The sequence below is a fragment of the Kitasatospora sp. NPDC127067 genome (assembly GCF_042724755.1).
In the GTDB taxonomy this organism is placed as follows: Bacteria; Actinomycetota; Actinomycetes; order Streptomycetales; family Streptomycetaceae; genus Kitasatospora; species Kitasatospora lactacystinica.
In genome coordinates this window covers 17163-36803 of the sequence record NZ_JBHXEM010000091.1, presented here as the reverse complement: position 1 = coordinate 36803, position 19641 = coordinate 17163, and the positions used below count along the sequence as shown (strand labels likewise).

At 71.6% G+C, this 19641-nt stretch carries 17 protein-coding genes; 11 read left to right on the top strand and 6 right to left on the bottom strand.

Annotation, left to right across the window (positions count from 1 at the left end; genetic code table 11):
* Positions 1-51: 51 nt before the first annotated feature.
* Positions 52-705, bottom strand: coding sequence for an MBL fold metallo-hydrolase (locus ACFWJ4_RS29295; protein WP_359912905.1), 654 nt, complete (start codon positions 703-705; stop codon positions 52-54).
* 45 nt (positions 706-750) lie between these two features.
* Positions 751-1503, bottom strand: a complete 753-nt coding sequence (locus ACFWJ4_RS29290) for a maleylpyruvate isomerase family mycothiol-dependent enzyme (RefSeq protein ID WP_380548967.1) — start codon at positions 1501-1503, stop codon at positions 751-753.
* Positions 1504-1782: 279 nt separating this feature from the next.
* On the opposite strand from ACFWJ4_RS29290, the gene uvrA reads away from it, so the two are divergent.
* The 11 genes from uvrA to ACFWJ4_RS29235 all read left to right on the top strand — a co-directional run bounded on the left by uvrA (position 1783) and on the right by ACFWJ4_RS29235 (position 14850).
* A complete protein-coding gene (gene uvrA, locus ACFWJ4_RS29285) occupies positions 1783-4695 on the top strand; it encodes an excinuclease ABC subunit UvrA (RefSeq protein ID WP_359912911.1) in 2913 nt (970 codons plus the stop codon).
* A 121-nt stretch (positions 4696-4816) separates the two neighbouring features.
* Positions 4817-5254 (top strand): Rieske (2Fe-2S) protein, encoded by a 438-nt coding sequence (locus tag ACFWJ4_RS29280; protein ID WP_380548964.1) that lies wholly within the window; start codon positions 4817-4819, stop codon positions 5252-5254.
* Between the two features lie 84 nt (positions 5255-5338).
* Positions 5339-7408, top strand: a complete 2070-nt coding sequence (gene uvrC, locus ACFWJ4_RS29275; RefSeq protein WP_380548961.1) for an excinuclease ABC subunit UvrC — start codon at positions 5339-5341, stop codon at positions 7406-7408.
* 118 nt (positions 7409-7526) lie between these two features.
* A complete protein-coding gene (gene rapZ / locus ACFWJ4_RS29270) occupies positions 7527-8411 on the top strand; it encodes an RNase adapter RapZ (protein WP_359912919.1) in 885 nt (294 codons plus the stop codon).
* A 63-nt stretch (positions 8412-8474) separates the two neighbouring features.
* A complete protein-coding gene (yvcK, locus tag ACFWJ4_RS29265; protein WP_380548970.1) occupies positions 8475-9572 on the top strand; it encodes a uridine diphosphate-N-acetylglucosamine-binding protein YvcK in 1098 nt (365 codons plus the stop codon).
* Positions 9563-10543 (top strand): DNA-binding protein WhiA, encoded by a 981-nt coding sequence (gene whiA / locus ACFWJ4_RS29260; RefSeq protein WP_049649611.1) that lies wholly within the window; start codon positions 9563-9565, stop codon positions 10541-10543. Before yvcK ends, whiA begins: the two co-directional genes overlap by 10 nt.
* A gap of 325 nt (positions 10544-10868) precedes the next feature.
* Positions 10869-11876, top strand: coding sequence for a type I glyceraldehyde-3-phosphate dehydrogenase (gap, locus tag ACFWJ4_RS29255; protein WP_359912922.1), 1008 nt, complete (start codon positions 10869-10871; stop codon positions 11874-11876).
* Between the two features lie 154 nt (positions 11877-12030).
* Positions 12031-13242 (top strand): phosphoglycerate kinase, encoded by a 1212-nt coding sequence (locus tag ACFWJ4_RS29250; protein ID WP_380548958.1) that lies wholly within the window; start codon positions 12031-12033, stop codon positions 13240-13242.
* 5 nt (positions 13243-13247) lie between these two features.
* The gene (gene tpiA / locus ACFWJ4_RS29245) at positions 13248-14033 is read left to right on the top strand and encodes a triose-phosphate isomerase (RefSeq protein WP_359912928.1); all 786 of its coding nucleotides are present in this window, start codon (positions 13248-13250) and stop codon (positions 14031-14033) included.
* Positions 14034-14120: 87 nt separating this feature from the next.
* Entirely contained in the window at positions 14121-14357 is a 237-nt protein-coding gene (gene secG, locus ACFWJ4_RS29240) for a preprotein translocase subunit SecG (RefSeq protein ID WP_359817184.1), read from the top strand.
* A gap of 205 nt (positions 14358-14562) precedes the next feature.
* On the top strand, positions 14563-14850 hold the full coding sequence (locus tag ACFWJ4_RS29235; RefSeq protein ID WP_223245297.1) for an RNA polymerase-binding protein RbpA: 288 nt from the start codon (positions 14563-14565) through the stop codon (positions 14848-14850).
* Positions 14851-14940: 90 nt separating this feature from the next.
* Here ACFWJ4_RS29235 and pgl read toward each other — a convergent pair whose 3' ends face one another.
* The 4 genes from pgl to tal all read right to left on the bottom strand — a co-directional run bounded on the left by pgl (position 14941) and on the right by tal (position 19616).
* Positions 14941-15729, bottom strand: coding sequence for a 6-phosphogluconolactonase (pgl, locus tag ACFWJ4_RS29230; protein ID WP_049649616.1), 789 nt, complete (start codon positions 15727-15729; stop codon positions 14941-14943).
* A complete protein-coding gene (opcA, locus tag ACFWJ4_RS29225; protein WP_380548955.1) occupies positions 15726-16826 on the bottom strand; it encodes a glucose-6-phosphate dehydrogenase assembly protein OpcA in 1101 nt (366 codons plus the stop codon). Before opcA ends, pgl begins: the two co-directional genes overlap by 4 nt.
* Positions 16823-18412, bottom strand: coding sequence for a glucose-6-phosphate dehydrogenase (gene zwf, locus ACFWJ4_RS29220; RefSeq protein ID WP_359912954.1), 1590 nt, complete (start codon positions 18410-18412; stop codon positions 16823-16825). The genes opcA and zwf overlap by 4 nt, the downstream gene beginning before the upstream one ends.
* Positions 18413-18473: 61 nt before the next feature.
* Positions 18474-19616 (bottom strand): transaldolase, encoded by a 1143-nt coding sequence (gene tal / locus ACFWJ4_RS29215; RefSeq protein ID WP_380548953.1) that lies wholly within the window; start codon positions 19614-19616, stop codon positions 18474-18476.
* Positions 19617-19641: the final 25 nt, after the last annotated feature.

Here is a 19641-nt window from a genome sequence, read left to right as displayed (position 1 = left end):
GACCGCTTCCGGTCGCGGGGGCCTCGGCCGTTCGGCGGGGGCGGCGCGGGGCTACCAGCCGCGCTCGCGCCACTCGTCGAGGTGCGGGCGCTCGGCCCCCAGGGTGGTGTCGTTGCCGTGGCCGGGGTAGACCCAGGACTCGTCGGGGAGGACGTCGAAGATCTTCTCGGTGACGTCGCGGTAGAGCGTCCGGAAGGCCTCCGGGTCGCCCCAGGTGTTGCCCACGCCGCCGGGGAAGAGGCAGTCGCCGGTGAAGACGTGCGGGTGGCCCTGGGGGTCGTCGTAGACCAGCACGATCGCGCCGGGGGTGTGGCCGACCAGGTGGCGGACGGTGAGCTCGACCTCGCCGACCCGCAGCCCGGCACCGTCCGCGAGCAGCAGCTCGGTGGGGACGTCGATGCCCTCGGCGTCGTGCTCGCCGGCGGCCGTCCGGGCGCCGGTGGTGGCGACCACCTCGGCCAGCGCGCCCCAGTGGTCGTGGTGCCGGTGGGTGGTGACCACCGTTTCGAGGTCGTCCCCGACGGTCTCCAGCAGCACCGGCGCGTCGGCGGCCGCGTCGATCAGGAGCTGTTCGTCGGTGGCCCGGCAGCGCAGCAGGTAGGCGTTGTTGTCGTACGGGCCGACGGCGACCTTGGTGATGATCAGGTGGGCCAGCTCCCGCACGTCCGGCGCTCCGCCGACCTTGACCGCTCCGTGGTACGTCATCCGTTCGCTCCCTCTCCAGTGGCTCCTGGGATCATCCTCGCGCCGTCAGCCCATCGGGGGAAGCCGGGGGAGGGCGGTGCCGGGGGTGTGGCGCAGGCCGTCGCCGGTGGAGCGGCCGGAGAGCCACGCGGTCAGCGCGCGGACCGGGCCCTCGACGGTCAGGGCCGGGGTACCGGTGCCGATCACGGCGCGGTCCTCGGTGTCGTCGGCGACCAGCTCCACAGCGGGCAGGCCGGCCTCCCCTGCCAGCCCCTCGGCGAGTCCGCGGAACCGGGTGACCGCGAACTCCTGCGGCCAGTGCGCCGGGGTGTAGCCGCCGTCCAGGTCGACGTGGTGGAACTCCAGCTCGACCACGCGCTTGCCGGGGATGTCGAAGGCCGGGAAGACGTAGCCGGAGCGGTGCCTGACCCCGACGGCCCAGGCCTCGGGGTCCATCAGCGCGGCGGCGGCCAGGAAGCGCTCGTGGGACTCCCGCAGGTCGGCGAGCTGGACCTCCAGCGGGCGCGGCGCGTCGCGCTCGATCTCCTGGTCGCGGGCCTCGTTGCTGGCGTACTGGGGGACGTCGGTGCCGGTGCGGGCGCCGGTCAGCAGGTTGACCAGGGAGTCGGCGTTGCGGGCGAGGTGGGCCAGCACGTGGCCGCGGGTCCAGCCGGGCAGCGCGGAGGGCTCGGCGAGGGCCTCGGGCTTCAGCTCGGCCGCGGTGTGCAGCAGGTGCCGGGTGCTCTCCTCGACCCCGGCCAGGTGCCGGGCGGCGGCCGCGGCGGCGGAGTGCGGGTCGGTCGGCTGCGGGTCGGTCATCGAATCCGCCTTCTGTGACGAGAGGGTGCGTTGCCCGCGGGGGCTTCGCTCGTTGACCAGGTGACGCTACCGCCGGATCCGGGCTCTGAGCAGGGGGTTTTCGGCTATGCGCGCCGTGCGGGTACGGACGGTCCCGGGGTGGCCCTCACTCGTTCGGGTGGTCTCCGCTGGACAGAGTCGATATTCGAACGTCTGAGCTATAGGCTGGCTGCCGCATCCTGGAAGAAGTACAGATACTCACCGCAAGCCCTCTCGCCCCGGAGAAAGGCGCCAGAAGCAGTGGCCGACCGCCTCATCGTCCGCGGTGCTCGCGAGCACAACCTCAAGAACGTCTCGCTCGACCTGCCCCGCGACTCCCTCATCGTCTTCACGGGCCTCTCCGGCTCCGGCAAGTCCTCGCTCGCCTTCGACACGATCTTCGCCGAGGGCCAGCGCCGCTACGTCGAGTCGCTGTCCTCCTACGCCCGCCAGTTCCTCGGGCAGATGGACAAGCCCGACGTGGACTTCATCGAGGGCCTCTCCCCGGCCGTCTCGATCGACCAGAAGTCCACCAACCGCAACCCCCGTTCGACCGTCGGCACCATCACCGAGGTCTACGACTACCTGCGCCTGCTGTTCGCCCGGATCGGCAAGCCGCACTGTCCGCACTGCGGCCGGCCGATCGCGAAGCAGTCGCCGCAGGCGATCGTGGACAAGGTGCTGGAGCTCGCCGAGGGCACCCGCTTCCAGGTGCTGAGCCCGGTGGTGCGCGAGCGCAAGGGCGAGTTCGTCGACCTCTTCGCCGACCTCCAGTCCAAGGGCTACTCCCGCGCCCGCGTCGACGGCGGGACGATCCAGCTCGCCGAGCCGCCGAAGCTCAAGAAGCAGGAGAAGCACACCATCGAGGTGGTGATCGACCGCCTGACCGTCAAGGACAGCGCCAAGCGGCGGCTCACCGACTCGGTGGAGACGGCCCTGCGCCTGTCCGGCGGCATGGTCGTGCTCGACTTCGTCGACCTCCCCGAGGACGACCCGGAGCGCGAGCGGATGTACTCCGAGCACCTCTACTGCCCGTACGACGACGTGTCGTTCGAGGAGCTGGAGCCGCGCTCGTTCTCCTTCAACTCGCCGTTCGGCGCCTGCCCGGACTGCTCGGGCCTGGGCAACCGGATGGAGGTCGACCCGGAGCTGGTCGTGCCCGACGTCGAGCGCTCGCTGGACGAGGGCGCGATCCACCCGTGGTCGGCCGGGCACGCCAAGGAGTACTTCCAGCGCCTGATCGACGCGCTCGCCGGGGAGCTCGGCTTCCGCACCGACATCCCCTGGGCCGGGCTGCCCGCCCGGGCCAGGAAGGCGCTGCTGTACGGGCACAAGCACCAGGTGGAGGTCCGCTACCGCAACCGCTTCGGCCGGGAGCGCTCGTACAGCACCGGCTTCGAGGGCGCGATCCCGTTCATCCAGCGCCGGCACACCGAGGCGGAGAGCGACAGCAGCCGCGAGCGCTTCGAGGGCTACATGCGCGAGGTGCCCTGCCCGACCTGCCAGGGAACCCGGCTCAAGCCGGTGGTGCTCGCGGTCACCGTCGAGGGCAGGTCGATCGCCGACGTCTCCTCGATGTCGATCAGCGACTGCTCCGAGTTCCTGGGCGCGATGAAGCTGAACGCCCGGGACAAGCAGATCGCCGAGCGGGTCCTCAAGGAGGTCAACGAGCGGCTGCGCTTCCTGGTCGACGTCGGCCTGGACTACCTCTCGCTCGACCGCGCGGCCGGCACCCTGTCCGGCGGCGAGGCCCAGCGCATCCGGCTGGCCACCCAGATCGGCTCCGGCCTGGTCGGCGTGCTGTACGTGCTGGACGAGCCGTCCATCGGCCTGCACCAGCGGGACAACCACCGGCTGATCGAGACGCTGGTGCGGCTGCGCGACATCGGCAACACCCTGATCGTCGTCGAGCACGACGAGGACACCATCAAGACCGCGGACTGGGTGGTCGACATCGGCCCGGGCGCCGGCGAGCACGGCGGCAAGGTGGTGCACTCCGGCTCGCTGAAGCAGCTGCTCACCAACAAGGAGTCGCTGACCGGCCAGTACCTCTCCGGCAAGCGGTCCATCCCGATCCCGGCCTCCCGCCGCGAGCGGGACAAGAAGCGCCAGCTGACCGTCCACGGCGCCCGCGAGCACAACCTCAAGGACGTCACGGTCGGCTTCCCGCTGGGCACCTTCACCGCGATCACCGGCGTCTCCGGCTCCGGCAAGTCGACGCTGGTCAACGACATCCTGTACACCCACCTCGCACGGGAGCTGAACGGCGCCCGCAGCGTGCCCGGCCGGCACACCCGGATCACCGGCACCGACCAGGTGGACAAGGTGGTGCACGTCGACCAGTCGCCGATCGGCCGCACCCCGCGCTCCAACCCGGCCACCTACACCGGCGTGTTCGACCACGTCCGCCGGCTCTTCGCGGAGACGCAGGAGGCCAAGGTCCGTGGCTACCTGCCCGGCCGGTTCTCCTTCAACGTCAAGGGCGGCCGCTGCGAGAACTGCTCGGGCGACGGCACCATCAAGATCGAGATGAACTTCCTGCCGGACGTCTACGTGCCGTGCGAGGTCTGCCACGGCGCCCGGTACAACCGGGAGACGCTGGAGGTCCACTACAAGGGCAGGTCCATCGCCGAGGTGCTGGACATGCCGATCGAGGAGGCCCTGGACTTCTTCGAGGCCGTCCCGGCGATCGCCCGGCACCTGCGCACGCTCAACGACGTCGGCCTCGGCTACGTCCGGCTCGGCCAGTCCGCGCCCACCCTCTCCGGCGGTGAGGCGCAGCGCGTCAAGCTCGCCTCGGAGCTCCAGAAGCGCTCCACCGGGCGGACGGTCTACGTGCTGGACGAGCCCACCACCGGCCTGCACTTCGAGGACATCAGCAAGCTGATCAAGGTGCTCAGCGGGCTGGTGGACAAGGGCAACACGGTGATCGTCATCGAGCACAACCTCGATGTGATCAAGACCGCCGACTGGGTCGTCGACATGGGCCCCGAGGGCGGCTCCGGCGGCGGCACGGTGGTCGCCGAGGGCACCCCGGAGCAGATCGCCGCCGTCCCGGAGAGCCACACCGGCAAGTTCCTGCGGGACATCCTGCCGGCCGACTTCACGGACGCCCCGGTCGCCGCCCCGGCGAAGAGGGCGCCGCGCAAGCGCGCGGCCGCCGCGAAGAAGTAGCCCCGTCCGTCCACCCCGCCGCTCCCCACCGCCCGCACCCCGGGTGGCCCGGGAGCGGCGGGTTGGCGCGGCATAGAATTCCGTGGTCCCTCGCCGCAGCAGCAACCGTAGGAGCACACCGATGTCCGAGGCCCCCGAGACCAGCCCCACCGCCTCCCGCCGCACCCTGCTCTGCGGGGCCGCGGCCGTCCTGGCGGCCGGCGGCACCGTGGCGGTCACCGGGTGCAGCTCCTCCGCCTCCTCCGGCAACAGTGCCCCCAAGGGCCCGGTCGACCTCGGCCCGGCCTCGGCCGTGCCGGAGGGCGGCGGCAAGGTCTACCGCGAGCAGAAGATCGTGGTGACCCAGCCCACCGCAGGCCAGTACAAGGCGTTCAACGCCCGGTGCACCCACGCCGGCTGCCTCGTGGACCAGGTGAAGAACAACCAGATCCAGTGCCCCTGCCACGGCAGCCGCTTCGCCATCGCCGACGGCGCCGTGCAGGACGGACCGGCCCCCTCCCCGCTGCCCGCCTACACCGTCACGGTCGAGGGCGGCAACCTCAAGGTGACCCCGAGCTGACCCAGTTGACCGCCTTCCGACCGCCACGGTCCTCCCCGACGATCTCCGCCCCGCGGCCCCGGCCCCACTCGGTACGGTGGACCCATGGCTGACCCGAGCACCTACCGCCCCGCGCCCGGTGCGATCCCGACCTCCCCCGGCGTCTACCGGTTCCGCGACGCCCACGGCCGGGTCATCTACGTCGGGAAGGCCAAGAGCCTGCGGCCGCGCCTGTCGTCCTACTTCCAGGACCTGGCCGGTCTGCACCCGCGCACCGCGACGATGGTCACCACCGCCGCCTCGGTGGAGTGGACCGTGGTCGGCACCGAGGTCGAGGCGCTCCAGCTGGAGTACTCCTGGATCAAGGAGTTCGACCCGCGGTTCAACGTCAAGTACCGCGACGACAAGAGCTATCCGGAACTCGCCATCACCCTCGACGAGGAGTACCCGCGGGTCCAGGTGATGCGCGGGGCGCACAAGAAGGGCGTGCGCTACTTCGGCCCGTACGGGCACGCCTGGGCGATCCGCGAGACGGTCGACCTGCTGCTGCGCGTCTTCCCCGTCCGCACCTGCTCCAACGGCGTCTTCAAGCGCGCCCGCCAGGTCGGCCGGCCCTGCCTGCTCGGCTACATCGGCAAGTGCGCCGCGCCCTGCGTCGGCAAGGTCTCGGCGGACGAACACCGCGCGCTGGCCGAGGACTTCTGCGACTTCATGGCCGGGCGCACCGGCAACTACCTGCGCCGGCTGGAAGAACAGATGCAGGAGGCCGCCGAGGAACTGGAGTACGAGAAGGCGGCCCGGCTGCGGGACGACATCGGCGCCCTCAAGCGCGCGATGGAGAAGAACGCCATCGTGCTCGCCGACGCCACCGACGCCGACCTGCTGGCCCTCGCCGAGGACGAGCTCGAAGCCGCCGTGCAGATCTTCCACGTCCGCGGCGGCCGGGTGCGCGGCCAGCGCGGCTGGGTCACCGACAAGGTCGAGGACGTCGACACCGCCGGCCTGGTCGAGCACGCCCTCCAGCAGCTCTACGGCGGCGGCGAGTCCGTCCCCCGCGAGGTGCTCGTCCCCGCCCTGCCCGCCCCGGCGGAGCCGGTCCGCGAGTGGCTGAGCGGCCTGCGCGGCAGCCAGGTCGACCTGCGCGTCCCCCAGCGCGGCGACAAGAAGGACCTGATGGCCACCGTGCAGCGCAACGCCCAGCAGGCGCTCGCACTGCACAAGACCAAGCGCGCCTCCGACCTCACCACCCGCAGCCGCGCCCTCCAGGAGATCGCCGACGCGCTGGAGCTGGACTCCGTCCCGCTGCGCATCGAGTGCTACGACATCTCCCACCTCCAGGGCGAGGACGTGGTCGCCTCCATGGTCGTCTTCGAGGACGGCCTGGCCCGCAAGAGCGAGTACCGCCGGTTCCAGATCAAGGGCTTCGAGGGCCAGGACGACGTCCGCTCGATGCACGAGGTGATCGGCCGGCGCTTCCGCCGTTACCTCCAGGAGCGCGAGCGGACCGGCGAGTGGGCCGTCCCGGAGGAGGACGACACCGGTACCGACCCGGGCGGCGGCACCGACCCGGACACCGGCACCGGCGGCACCCGGGACGAGGACGGCCGCCCCAAGCGCTTCGCCTACCCGCCGCAGCTGCTGGTCGTCGACGGCGGGCAGCCGCAGGTCGCCGCCGCCAAGCGCGCCCTGGACGAGCTCGGCATCGACGACGTCGCGCTGTGCGGCCTGGCCAAGCGCCTGGAGGAGGTCTGGCTGCCCGGCGAGGACGACCCGGTGGTGCTGCCCCGCTCCAGCGAGGGCCTCTACCTGCTCCAGCGGGTCCGCGACGAGGCGCACCGCTTCGCGATCAGCTATCAGCGCAACAAGCGTTCCAAGCGACTCACCGCTGGGGAACTGGACTCCGTCCCGGGCCTCGGCGAGACTCGCCGCCGGGCGCTGCTCAAGCACTTCGGCTCGCTGAAGAAGCTCCGGGCCGCCACCGTGGACGAGCTCTGCGAGGTACCCGGCATCGGACGCCGCACCGCGCAGACTGTTGCGGAGGCGTTGTCGTCCCGTACACCCGTCGCACCCGCGGTCAACACCGCGACCGGCGAGATCATCGAGGACGGGGCCGAGCAGGCCGCCGAGCCGGTGGCAGCAGCACCCCAGACCGCACCATCCCAGGAGACGCCATGACGGCCGACGCCGCCCGTCAGCCGGTGTGCCCCGGCCCCGCCCGCCTGCCCGGGCCGGGGAAGGGCGGCCGAGCCGTACGCGTTCTCCCCAGCAGAAAGACCGAGAGCGGGGAACCGAAGTGACCGTGTCAGACGTGGCCGAGAACGCGCCGGAGCTGGTGATCATCTCCGGGATGTCCGGAGCCGGCCGCTCCACCGCGGCCAAGTGCCTGGAGGACCTCGGCTGGTTCGTGGTGGACAACCTGCCGCCGGCCCTGATTCCGACCATGGTCGACCTGGGCGCGCGCTCCCAGGGCAACGTCGCCAGGATCGGCGTGGTCGTGGACGTCCGCGGCCGGCAGTTCTTCGACGACCTGCTCACCTCGCTGGACGAGCTGGAGAAGCGCGGGGTCCGGCTCCGGGTCGTCTTCCTGGACTCCTCCGACGAGGCGCTGGTGCGCCGCTTCGAGAGCGTCCGCCGCCCGCACCCGCTGCAGGCCGACGGCCGGATCGTGGACGGCATCGCCCAGGAGCGCGACCTGCTGCGCGACCTGCGCGGCGAGGCCGACCTGGTGATCGACACCTCCAACCTCAACGTGCACCAGCTGCGCGCCAAGCTGGACGCCCAGTTCGCCGACCACGACGAGCCCGAGCTGCGCGCCACCGTGATGTCCTTCGGATTCAAGTACGGCCTGCCGGTCGACGCCGACCTCGTGGTGGACTGCCGCTTCCTGCCCAACCCGCACTGGGTGCCCGAACTGCGGGCCCGCACCGGCACCGACGCGGACGTCGCCGACTACGTCTTCCAGCAGCCCGGAGCCAACGAGTTCCTGGACGGTTACGCCCAGCTCCTGCGCATCATCACCGAGGGATACCGCCGCGAGGGGAAGCGCTACATGACGCTTGCCGTAGGCTGCACCGGTGGCAAGCACCGCAGCGTCGCCATGTCCGAGCGTCTGACCAAGCGTCTCATCGCCGACGGAGTCGAGACGGTGCTCGTCCACCGTGACATGGGACGGGAGTAACCGCCGCCTCCCTGCCGGGCCCGCCGGCGGAGCGGTCGGCGGGCCGAGGAACGCGAGGTGAGTGTGGCGGGATACGTGCCCGGGCGACAGCCGCAGAGCAGGACCGGTGACCGGGCGGGCAGCCCGGCCCGGCCCACGGCGCCGGGCCGTCCGCGCAGCAGTCCCGCCCGCGCCAATCCGGCGCCCAGGATCACCGCGCTCGGCGGCGGGCAGGGCCTGTCGGCCTCGCTGTCGGCGCTGCGCCGGCTCACCAGCGACCTCACCGCCGTGGTCACCGTCGCCGACGACGGCGGCTCCAGCGGCCGGCTGCGCGAGGAACTGGGCGTGCTGCCCCCGGGCGACCTGCGCAAGGCGCTGGCCGCGCTGTGCGGGGACGACGACTGGGGCCGCACCTGGTCCGAGGTGATCCAGCAGCGCTTCACCGGCAACGGCGAGCTCGGCGGCCACGCGGTGGGCAACCTGCTGATCGTCGCGCTCTGGGAGAAGCTGGGCGACCCGGTGGCGGCACTGGACTGGGTCGGCCGGCTGCTCAACGTGCAGGGCCGGGTGCTGCCGATGTCGGCGGTGCCGCTGGACATCGAGGCGACGGTCCGCGGCCACGACCCGCTGCGGCCCGGCGAGGTCACGGCCGTGCGCGGCCAGGCCGACGTCGCGGTGACCCCTGGCACCGTGCAGTCGATCCGGCTGCTGCCGGACGAGCCGCCCGCCGTCCCGGAGGCGGTCACCGCCGTCCGGGAGGCGGACTGGGTGGTGCTCGGCCCCGGCTCCTGGTTCACCAGCGTGCTGCCGCACCTGCTGGTGCCCGAGCTGGCCGCGGCGCTCACCGAGACCCGCGCCCGCCGCCTGCTCACCCTGAACCTGGCCCCCCAGCCGGGGGAGACCGAGGGCTTCACGCCGCAGCGTCACCTGGAGGTCATCGCCGACCACGCTCCGGACCTCGCCGTGGATGCGATCCTGGTGGACGAGCGCGCCGTCACCGGCGGGGCCTTCGGCCAGGCCGACCTGGACGGACTGGAGAAGGCCGCCGAACGGATGGGAGCGGCTCTGGTGCTCGGCTCGGTGGCCCGCGCCGACGGGACGCCGCGACACGACCCCGAGCTGTTGGCGGCAGCGTACGACCGGATTTTCCGGACACATGGAAGGATCGGGCCATGGCGATGACTCCAGCGGTGAAGGACGAGATCAGCCGGCTCCCGGTCACCCGGGCCTGCTGTCGCAAGGCGGAGGTGTCGGCGATCCTGCGGTTCGCGGGCGGGCTGCACATCGTGAGCGGCCGCATCGTGATCGAGGCGGAGCTGGACACCGGAGCGGCGGCACGGCGGCTGCGCAAGGACCTGCTGGAGATCTTCGGGCACTCCTCGGACCTGGTGGTGATGGCCCCCGGCGGACTGCGCCGGGGCAGCCGCTTCGTGGTCCGGGTGGTCAAGGACGGCGAGCTGCTGGCGCGCCAGACCGGGCTCGTGGACGGCCGCGGCCGTCCGATCCGGGGACTGCCCCCGGCGGTCGTCTCCGGGGCCACCTGCGATGCCGAGGCGGCCTGGCGCGGGGCCTTCCTGGCGCACGGCTCGCTCACCGAGCCGGGCCGCTCCTCCTCGCTGGAGATCACCTGCCCCGGCTCGGAGGCCGCCCTCGCCCTGGTCGGCGCCGCCCGCCGGCTCGGCATCCCGGCCAAGGCCCGCGAGGTGCGCGGCGTCGACCGGGTGGTGATCCGCGACGGCGACGCGATCGGCGCCCTGCTGACCCGGCTCGGCGCGCACGAGTCGGTGCTCGCCTGGGAGGAGCGCCGGATGCGGCGCGAGGTGCGTGCCACCGCCAACCGGCTGGCCAACTTCGACGACGCCAACCTGCGCCGCTCGGCCCGCGCCGCGGTGGCGGCCGGCGCCCGGGTGGCCCGCGCGCTGGAGATCCTCGGCGACGAGGTGCCCGAGCACCTGGCCGCGGCCGGTCAGCTGCGGATGCAGCACAAGCAGGCCTCGCTGGAGGAGCTGGGCGCGCTCGCCGACCCGCCGCTGACCAAGGACGCGGTGGCCGGGCGGATCCGCCGCCTGCTGGCGATGGCCGACAAGCGGGCCTCCGAGCTCGGCCTGCCGAGCACCGAGGCCAGCCTCACCGACGAGATGGCGATGAACTGACCGAGACGCGATGAACTGACGCCCACGCTCACGCTCCGTGATCACGACAGGCCGGTGCCCGGACTTCCGGGCGCCGGCCGCGGTCGTTTCCGGACAGCCGCGACACTCCCGAATTGGTAGAGACCACTGACCTGGGACCAACTGCCCGGCGGGCCAGGGCCGGACGGCCTGAAATGGGGTTTGGGGCACGCCACGCCCGGTCTCACCAGGCGGCGCGATGTGCCGTCCCAGGCCCCGGAGGGGTAGGGTCATAGGCGGTCGGGGACTTCCCAAATCTCATCCCGCCGGGCCTCGCGCCCGGCGTACCTAACGAGGAGATCGGTTCGTGACGATCCGGGTAGGCATCAACGGCTTCGGCCGCATCGGCCGCAACTTCTTCCGCGCGGTCAAGGCCCAGGGCGCGGACATCGAGATCGTCGGTGTCAACGACCTCACCGACACGAAGACCCTGGCTCACCTGCTCAAGTACGACACCACCCTGGGTACCCTCCAGGCCGAGGTCTCGCACACCGAGGACAGCATCACCGTCGACGGCCACACCTTCAAGGTGACCGCCGAGCGTGACCCCGCGAACCTTCCGTGGGCCGCCCTGGGCGCCGACATCGTCGTCGAGTCCACCGGCATCTTCACCAAGGCCGAGGCCGCGAAGAAGCACCTCGCCGCCGGCGCGAAGAAGGTCATCATCTCGGCGCCCGCCACCGACGAGGACGTCACCATCGTCCTGGGTGTCAACGACGAGAAGTACGACGCCGCCAACCACCACATCATCTCCAACGCCTCCTGCACCACCAACTGTGTGGCGCCGATGGCGAAGGTGCTGAACGAGAGCTTCGGCATCGTCAAGGGTCTGATGACCACCGTCCACGCGTTCACCAACGACCAGGTGACCCTGGACTTCCCGCACAAGGACCTGCGCCGTGCTCGTGCGGCCTCGCAGAACATCATCCCGACCTCGACCGGCGCCGCCAAGGCGACCGCCCTGGTCCTGCCGGAGCTGAAGGGCAAGCTGGACGGCACCTCGCTGCGCGTCCCGGTCCCGACCGGCTCCATCACCGACCTGGTCGTCACCCTGGAGCGCGAGGTCACCAAGGACGAGGTCAACGCCGCCTTCCAGAAGGCCGCGCAGGAGGGCCCGCTCAAGGGCATCCTGGCCTACACCGAGGACCCGATCGTCTCCTCGGACATCGTGAACGACCCGGCCTCGTGCATCTTCGACAGCCAGCTCACCATGGTCCAGGGCAACCAGGTCAAGGTGCTCGGCTGGTACGACAACGAGTGGGGCTACTCGAACCGCGTCGTCGACCTGGTCGCCCTCGTCGGCGGGCAGCTCTGACGTTGCGGGAGCTGACGTGATGTAGGGGCGAGGGCCCGGACGGCGTACGGTGCCGACCGGGCCCTCGTTCCGCGCTCAAGGACTTCTCAGGCGGCCCCTGCGCCGTGCCGCCTCACTGCGCATCAACCATCTCCCCAGGAGAAACCGAATCCCCGTGAAGACCATCGAAGAGCTCATCGAAGCCGGTGTCGAAGGCAAGCGCGTCTTCGTGCGCGCCGACCTGAACGTGCCGCTGGACGGCGACACGATCACCGACGACGGCCGCATCCGCGCCGTCGCGCCGACCATCGCCAAGCTGGCCGCGGCCGGTGCGAAGGTCGTCGTCGCCTCGCACCTCGGCCGCCCCAAGGGCGAGCCGGAGTCGCGGTTCTCGCTCGCCCCGGTGGCCGAGCGCCTCGGCGAGATCCTCGGCAAGGACGTCGCCTTCGCCACCGACACCGTCGGCGACAGCGCCACCGCCACCGCCGCCGCGCTGGCGAACGGCGAGGTCGCGCTGCTGGAGAACCTGCGCTTCAACGCGGGCGAGACCAGCAAGGACGACGCCGAGCGCAAGGCCTTCGCCGAGCAGCTGGCCGCGCTGGCCGACCTGTACGTGGGCGACGGCTTCGGCGCCGTGCACCGCAAGCACGCCTCGGTGTTCGACCTGCCGGCCCTGCTGCCGCACGCCGCCGGCGACCTGATCGCCACCGAGGTCGGCGTGCTGAAGAAGCTCACCGAGGACGTCGCCCGCCCGTACGTCGTCGTGCTCGGGGGCGCCAAGGTCTCCGACAAGCTCGGCGTGATCGACAACCTGCTGGAGAAGGCCGACCGGATCCTGATCGGCGGCGGCATGGCGTACACCTTCCTCAAGGCCAAGGGCCACGAGGTCGGCATCTCGCTGCTGCAGGCGGACCAGATCCCGGTCTGCCTGGAGTACCTGGCCCGGGCCGAGCAGCGGGGCGTCGAGTTCGTGCTGCCGACGGACGTCCTGGTCTCCGCCGAGTTCCCGGACCTCAAGACCAAGGCCCCGGCGAACCCCACGACCGTCGATGCCGACGCCATCCCGGCCGACCAGGAGGGCCTGGACATCGGCCCGAAGACCCGCGAGCTGTACGCGGCCAAGCTGGCCGACGCGGGCACGGTGTTCTGGAACGGCCCGATGGGCGTCTTCGAGCACCCGGACTACGCGAACGGCACCAAGGCCGTCGCGCAGGCCCTGCTCGACAGCGACGCGTTCACCGTGGTCGGCGGCGGCGACTCCGCCGCGGCCGTCCGCATCCTGGGCTTCGACGAGAACGCCTTTGGACACATTTCGACCGGCGGCGGCGCCAGCCTCGAGTACCTGGAGGGCAAGACCCTCCCCGGTCTCGCCGCACTGGAGGACTGACACACATGACCGACCGTCTCCCGCTGATGGCGGGCAACTGGAAGATGAACCTCAACCACCTTGAGGCCATCCAGCACACCCAGAAGCTGGCCTTCGCGCTGGCCGACAAGGACTACGAGGCCGTCGAGGTCGCCGTCCTGGTGCCGTTCACCGACCTGCGCTCGGTGCAGACGCTGGTCTTCGGCGACAAGCTGAAGATCAAGTACGGCTCGCAGGACATCTCGCAGCACGACGGCGGGGCCTACACCGGCGAGGTCTCCGGCCCGATGCTGGCCAAGCTCCAGTGCACCTACGCGGTGATCGGCCACTCCGAGCGCCGCCAGTACCACGGCGAGAACGAGGAGATCGTCAACGCCAAGGTGAAGGCCGCCTACCGGGCCGGGGTCACCCCGATCCTGTGCGTCGGCGAGCCGCTGGAGATCCGCAAGGCCGGCACCCACGTCGAGTACACCCTGGCCCAGCTGGACGGCGGCCTGGCCGACGTCCCGGCCCACCAGGCCGAGTCGATCGTGGTCGCCTACGAGCCGGTCTGGGCGATCGGCACCGGCGAGGTGGCCACCCCGGAGGACGCGCAGGAGGTCTGCGCCGCCATCCGCAAGCGGATCGCCGAGCTGTACGACGCCGAGCTGGCCGGCAAGGTCAGGGTGCTGTACGGCGGTTCGGTGAAGTCGTCGAGCGCGGCCGGTCTGATGGCCAAGCCCGACATCGACGGCGGCCTGGTCGGCGGTGCCTCGCTGGACGCCGACGAGTTCGTCAAGATCGTGCGCTACCGTGAGCAGGCAGTAGGCTAACGCCGCCGCAGCAACGTAGGCTTTGGGGCCGGACCGCCGTACGCGGCCCGGCCCCTTCGCCGAAGATACGAGAGAGTTGGTCCCGTCGTGGTTCTCGGGTTCTCGATTGCCCTGATCATCTTCAGTCTTCTGATGATCCTGCTGGTGCTGCTGCACAAGGGGAAGGGCGGCGGCCTGTCGGACATGTTCGGCGGTGGCGCGATGTCCACCGGCGGCGGTTCGGCGGTGGCCGAGCGCAACCTGGACCGCATCACCATCGTGGTCGGCGTGGGATGGTTCGCGTCCATCATCGTCCTCGGCCTGCTGATGAAGACCTCGGTCTGACGTATCCCTGACGCCCCGTCGCCCGAGCGCCTATCCTGGGACGGTCGGGTGCGGAGGCGATGGTGGCGGATGCTTAACTCCTGCTTACACTAGGACGACTTTCGCCACCGACGCGCACCGCGGCGGGTCGGCGCACCAGTACGCAGGGAGTCAGACCGTGGCAAGTGGCAATGCCATCCGTGGCAGCAGGGTCGGGGCCGGCCCGATGGGCGAGGCGGAGCGCGGCGAGTCCGCCCCGCGCAACCGGATCTCCTTCTGGTGCGCGAACAAGCACGAGACCCGTCCCAGCTTCGCCGCCGAAGCGGCGATCCCGGAGACCTGGGACTGCCCGCGCTGCGGCTTCCCCGCGGGGCAGGACCAGCACAACCCGCCGGCGCCCTCGCGCAACGAGCCCTACAAGACCCACCTCGCCTACGTCCGTGAGCGGCGCACCGACGCCGACGGCGAGGCGATCCTGGCCGAGGCGCTGGCGAAGCTCCGCGGCGAGATCTGAGTCCGGCGCAACGGTCCGAACGCAACGGCAAACAGCACGAAGGGCGCCACCGTCGAGTGACGGTGGCGCCCTTCGGCGTCGCCGGGCCGGCTACGCGGAGGCCGGCGGGTAGAGCTGCGGCGGGATCCGCTCCGCGGCGGCGCGGTCCAGCAGCCACAGGGTGCGGCTGCGGCCGTACGCGCCGGAGGCGGGCGCCTGGAGCTCGCCCGGGCCGGACAGCGCCAGCGCGACCGCGCCCGCCTTGTCCTCCCCGGCGGCCAGCAGCCAGACCTCGCGGGCGGTGCGGATCGCCGGGAGGGTGAGCGAGACCCGGGTCGGCGGGGGCTTGGGGGCCCCGCGCACGCCGACCACGGTCAGCTCGGTCTCCCGCACGCCCGGGTGCTCGGGGAAGAGCGAGGCGACGTGGGTGTCCGGGCCGACGCCGAGCAGCAGCACGTCGAAGGCCGGGACGCCGAGCCGGTCGCCCGGGCCGGCCGCCTTCGCCAGCTCCTCGGCGTAGCGGGCGGCTGCGGCCTCCACGTCCGAGCCGTCCACCCCGTCCGAGGCGGGCATCTCGTGCACCCGCGCCGGGTCGAGCGGGACGGCGTCCAGCAGTTCGGCGCGGGCCTGGACGGCGTTGCGCTCCGGGTCGGCGGCGGGCAGGAAGCGCTCGTCGCCCCACCAGAGGTCCAGTCGGCCCCAGTCGACCGCGTCGCGCGCCGGGGAGGCGGCGATCGCGGCCAGCAGGGCGTTGCCGTTGCGGCCGCCGGTGAGCACCACCGAGGCGCTGCCGCGGGCGGCCTGGGCGTCCACGATCCGGGTGATCAGCCGGGCCGCGGCCGCCTGGGCCATCAGCTCCTTGTCCCGGTGGACGACGAGCTGGGGGGTCGCGTTGGTCATGCGTCGTCCTTGGCGGCGCGCTTGCCGGCGGCCTTCCGGGCGGGCTTCCGGTCCGCCGTCCCGGCGGTCACCCGGTCCGGGTTGGCCACGGCGGCCTCGGCGGCCTCCTCGACGGCGTCCTCGGCGACCTCCCGGGCGACCCGCTCCGCCGCCGCGGTCTCGGCGTTGGCCGGCTCGTGCAGCTGGTCGACGGGCGTGCGCACGGCCGTCGCGTAGATGTCGTCCGGGTCCAGGCGGCGCAGCTCCTCGGCGATCAGCTCCGAGGTCTCGCGCCGCTTGAGCGCCACCTGGCGGTCCGGCGAGCCGGGCATGGAGAGCGTGCCCAGCAGGCCGTCCGGGCGGTCCAGGGTGATGTCCCCGTCCTTGGTGCGCAGGTGCACCGCGGTGATGCCGGGGCCGTTGGTGACGACCCGCTCGACCGGCACGTGCAGCCGGTTGGTCAGCCAGAGGCCGAGCAGCTCGACGCTGGGGTTGTAGGACTCGCCCTCGACCACCGCGGAGACGATCGTGGACGGCCGCTGGTCCAGCGCGGCGGCCAGCATCGAGCGCCAGCCGGTGACCCGGGTCCAGGCCAGGTCGGTGTCGCCCGGGGTGTAGCTCTGCGCGCGCTGGGCGAGCTGGCCGACCGGGGACTCGGCGGTGACGGCGTCGGTGATCCGGCGCTGGGCGATCGAGCCCAGCGGGTCCTGCGCCGGGTGCAGCGGCGCGTTGTCCGGCCACCAGACGACGGTCGGGGCGTCCGGCAGCAGCAGCGGCAGGACCACCGACTGGGCGTGCGCGGCGAGTTCGCCGTGCATCCGCAGGACGACCGTCTCGCCGGAGCCGGCGTCCGAGCCGACCAGGATCTCGGCGTCCAGCCGGGTCTCGGCGCGGGCCCGGGGCGAGCGCCCGGCGCGCTTGATCACCGCGAGGGTGCGCATCGGGTGCTCGCGGGAGGCGTCGTTGGCGGCCTTGAGGGCGTCGTAGGCGCTGCCCTCGTCGGTCACTATCACCAGGGTGAGCACCATGCCGGCGGCGCCGGAACCGCGGGCCCGGCGCGCCTCCATCAGCGCGGCGTTGATCTTGCTGGACGTCGTGTTGGTGAGGTCGATCTTCATGGCCGGCGCCAGCTCCTGCCGTCTCGTGCGAGCATCTCGTCCGCCTCGACCGGGCCCCAGGTCCCCGCCGCGTACTGGGCGGGCTTGCCGTGGGTGTCCCAGTACTTCTCGATCGGGTCGAGGATCTGCCAGGAGAGCTCGACCTCCTGGTGGCGCGGGAACAGGTTGGCGTCGCCGAGCAGCACGTCGAGGATGAGCCGCTCGTACGCCTCCGGGCTGGACTCGGTGAAGGACTCGCCGTAGGCGAAGTCCATCGTCACGTCCCGGACCTCGAAGGAGGTGCCCGGCACCTTGGAGCCGAACCGCACGGTGACGCCCTCGTCCGGCTGGACCCGGATGACCAGGGCGTTCTGCCCCAGCTCCTCGGTCGCGTAGGAGTCGAACGGCAGGTACGGGGCGCGCTGGAAGACGACCGCGATCTCGGTGACCCGGCGGCCCAGGCGCTTGCCGGTCCGCAGGTAGAACGGAACACCCGCCCAGCGGCGGTTGTTGATCTCCAGCTTGATGGCCGCGTAGGTGTCGGTCTTGGAGTCCGGGTCGATCCCGTCCTCGTCCAGGTAGCCGACGACCTCCTCGCCGCCCTGCCAGCCGGACGCGTACTGGCCGCGCACGGTGTGCCGGCCGAGGTCGGCCGGGAGCTTGACGGCGCTGAGCACCTTGAGCTTCTCGGCCACCAGCGCCTTGGGGTGGAAGGACGCCGGCTCCTCGATGGCGGTGAGCGCCATCAGCTGGAGCAGGTGGTTCTGGATCACGTCACGGGCGGAGCCGATGCCGTCGTAGTAGCCGGCCCGGCCGCCGATGCCGATGTCCTCGGCCATGGTGATCTGCACGTGGTCGACGTACGACCGGTTCCAGATCGGCTCGAACATCTGGTTGGCGAAGCGCAGCGCCAGGATGTTCTGGACCGTCTCCTTGCCCAGGTAGTGGTCGATCCGGAAGACCTCGTCCCGGGGGAAGACCTCGTGGACGACCTTGTTGAGCTCCTGCGCGCTCTCCAGGTCGTGGCCGAAGGGCTTCTCGATGACCGCGCGGCGCCACGAGGTCCTGCCGGTCCCCTCCTGCCCGTTGGCGGGCGAGGAGGGCGGGTCGGCCAGGCCGTGCTTCTTGAGCTGCTGGACGACGGTGGGGAAGAACTTCGGCGGGACGGACAGGTAGAAGGCGAAGTTGCCGCCGGTGCCCTGGGCCTTGTCCAGCTCCTCGATGGTCTCGCGCAGCTTGTCGAAGGCGTCGTCGTCGTCGAAGGTCCCGTGGACGAAGCGCATGCCCTTGGCGAGCTGCTGCCAGACCTCCTCCCGGAACGGGGTGCGGGCGTGGTCCCGGACGGCGTCGTGGACCTCCTTGGCGAAGTCCTCGTCGTCCCACTCGCGGCGGGCGAAGCCGACGAGGGAGAAGCCCGGCGGAAGCAGACCGCGGTTGGCCAGGTCGTAGATGGCCGGCATCAGCTTCTTGCGGGACAGGTCGCCGGTGACCCCGAAGATGACCAGACCGGACGGCCCCGCGATGCGCGGGAGCCGTCGGTCGGAGGGGTCACGAAGCGGGTTGACGGGGGTGGGCGGGAGATCGTCCGCGTCCGATTCCGGTGTCAACTCGGGGAAATCAGTGCTCACTTGATGGGCTCCGCTTTCGTGCGCTGGCTGTGAGCAGGGGTCACTTCTCGTCGGCGAAGGAAGCGAGCGAGGCGGTGACGGTGTCGAGCAGCTCGTTCCAGGACTGCTCGAACTTCTCGACGCCCTCGTCCTCCAGCAGCTGGACGACGTCGTCGTAGTCCACGCCGGCCGCGGCGATCGCGTCCAGCACGGCCTTGGCGTCGGCGTAGTTGGGGGCGATGGTGTTGCCGGTGACCACGCCGTGGTCGGCGGTGGCGTCCAGGGTGGCCTCGGGCATCGTGTTGACGGTGCCGGGGGCGACCAGCTCGGTGACGTACAGGGTGTCCGGCAGGGCCGGGTCCTTGACGCCGGTCGAGGCCCACAGCGGGCGCTGCGGCTTGGCGCCGGCGGCCTCCAGGGCGCTCCAGCGGGCGCTGCCGGCGGTCTTGCCGTCGACGCTGCCGAAGACCTCCTCGTACGCCTGGTAGGCGAGGCGGGCGTTGGCCAGCGCGGCCTTGGAGCGCAGGTTCCTGGCCTCGCCGCCGATCTTGTCCAGGCGCTTGTCGATCTCGGTGTCCACGCGGGAGACGAAGAAGGAGGCGACCGACTCGATCTGGGAGAGGTCCAGACCCTTGGCCTTGGCGGCCTCCAGGCCGGTCAGGTAGGCGTCGATGACGGCCTTGTAGCGCTCCAGCGAGAAGATCAGCGTGACGTTGACGCTGATGCCCCTGCCGATGACCTCGGCGATCGCGGGCAGGCCGGCCTTGGTGGCGGGGATCTTGATGAAGACGTTCGGGCGGTCGACCAGCCACCACAGCTGCTTGGCCTCGGCCACGGTGGTGGCGGTCTCGTGCGCCAGGCGCGGGTCGACCTCGATGGAGACCCGGCCGTCGCGGCCGTTGGAGGCGTCGTAGACCGGGCGCAGCACGTCGGCCGCGTCGCGCACGTCCGAGGTGGTGATCATGCGGATCGCCTCGTCGGTGGTGACCTTGCGGACGGCGAGGTCGCGCAGCTGGCCGTCGTAGGAGTCGTCCCCGGAGCCGGCGATGGCCTTCTGGAAGATGGTCGGGTTGGTGGTCACGCCCACCACGTGCTTGTTCTGCACCAGTTCGGCCAGGTTGCCGGAGTTCAGCCGCTTGCGGCTGAGGTCGTCCAGCCAGATCGCAACGCCTTCGTCGCTGAGGCGCTTCAGTGCGTCAGTCATGGTGCTTCAGTCCCTTTGTTCTTCT

Coding starts and splice junctions, on each gene's coding strand:
- ACFWJ4_RS29295 (WP_359912905.1), bottom strand. CDS start 705: ATGACGTACCACGGAGCGGTCAAGGTCGGCGGAGCGCCGGACGTGCGG.
- ACFWJ4_RS29290 (WP_380548967.1), bottom strand. CDS start 1,503: ATGACCGACCCGCAGCCGACCGACCCGCACTCCGCCGCCGCGGCCGCC.
- ACFWJ4_RS29280 (WP_380548964.1), top strand. CDS start 4,817: ATGTCCGAGGCCCCCGAGACCAGCCCCACCGCCTCCCGCCGCACCCTG.
- uvrC (WP_380548961.1), top strand. CDS start 5,339: ATGGCTGACCCGAGCACCTACCGCCCCGCGCCCGGTGCGATCCCGACC.
- whiA (WP_049649611.1), top strand. CDS start 9,563: ATGGCGATGACTCCAGCGGTGAAGGACGAGATCAGCCGGCTCCCGGTC.
- tpiA (WP_359912928.1), top strand. CDS start 13,248: ATGACCGACCGTCTCCCGCTGATGGCGGGCAACTGGAAGATGAACCTC.
- ACFWJ4_RS29235 (WP_223245297.1), top strand. CDS start 14,563: ATGGGCGAGGCGGAGCGCGGCGAGTCCGCCCCGCGCAACCGGATCTCC.
- pgl (WP_049649616.1), bottom strand. CDS start 15,729: ATGACCAACGCGACCCCCCAGCTCGTCGTCCACCGGGACAAGGAGCTG.
- opcA (WP_380548955.1), bottom strand. CDS start 16,826: ATGAAGATCGACCTCACCAACACGACGTCCAGCAAGATCAACGCCGCG.
- tal (WP_380548953.1), bottom strand. CDS start 19,616: ATGACTGACGCACTGAAGCGCCTCAGCGACGAAGGCGTTGCGATCTGG.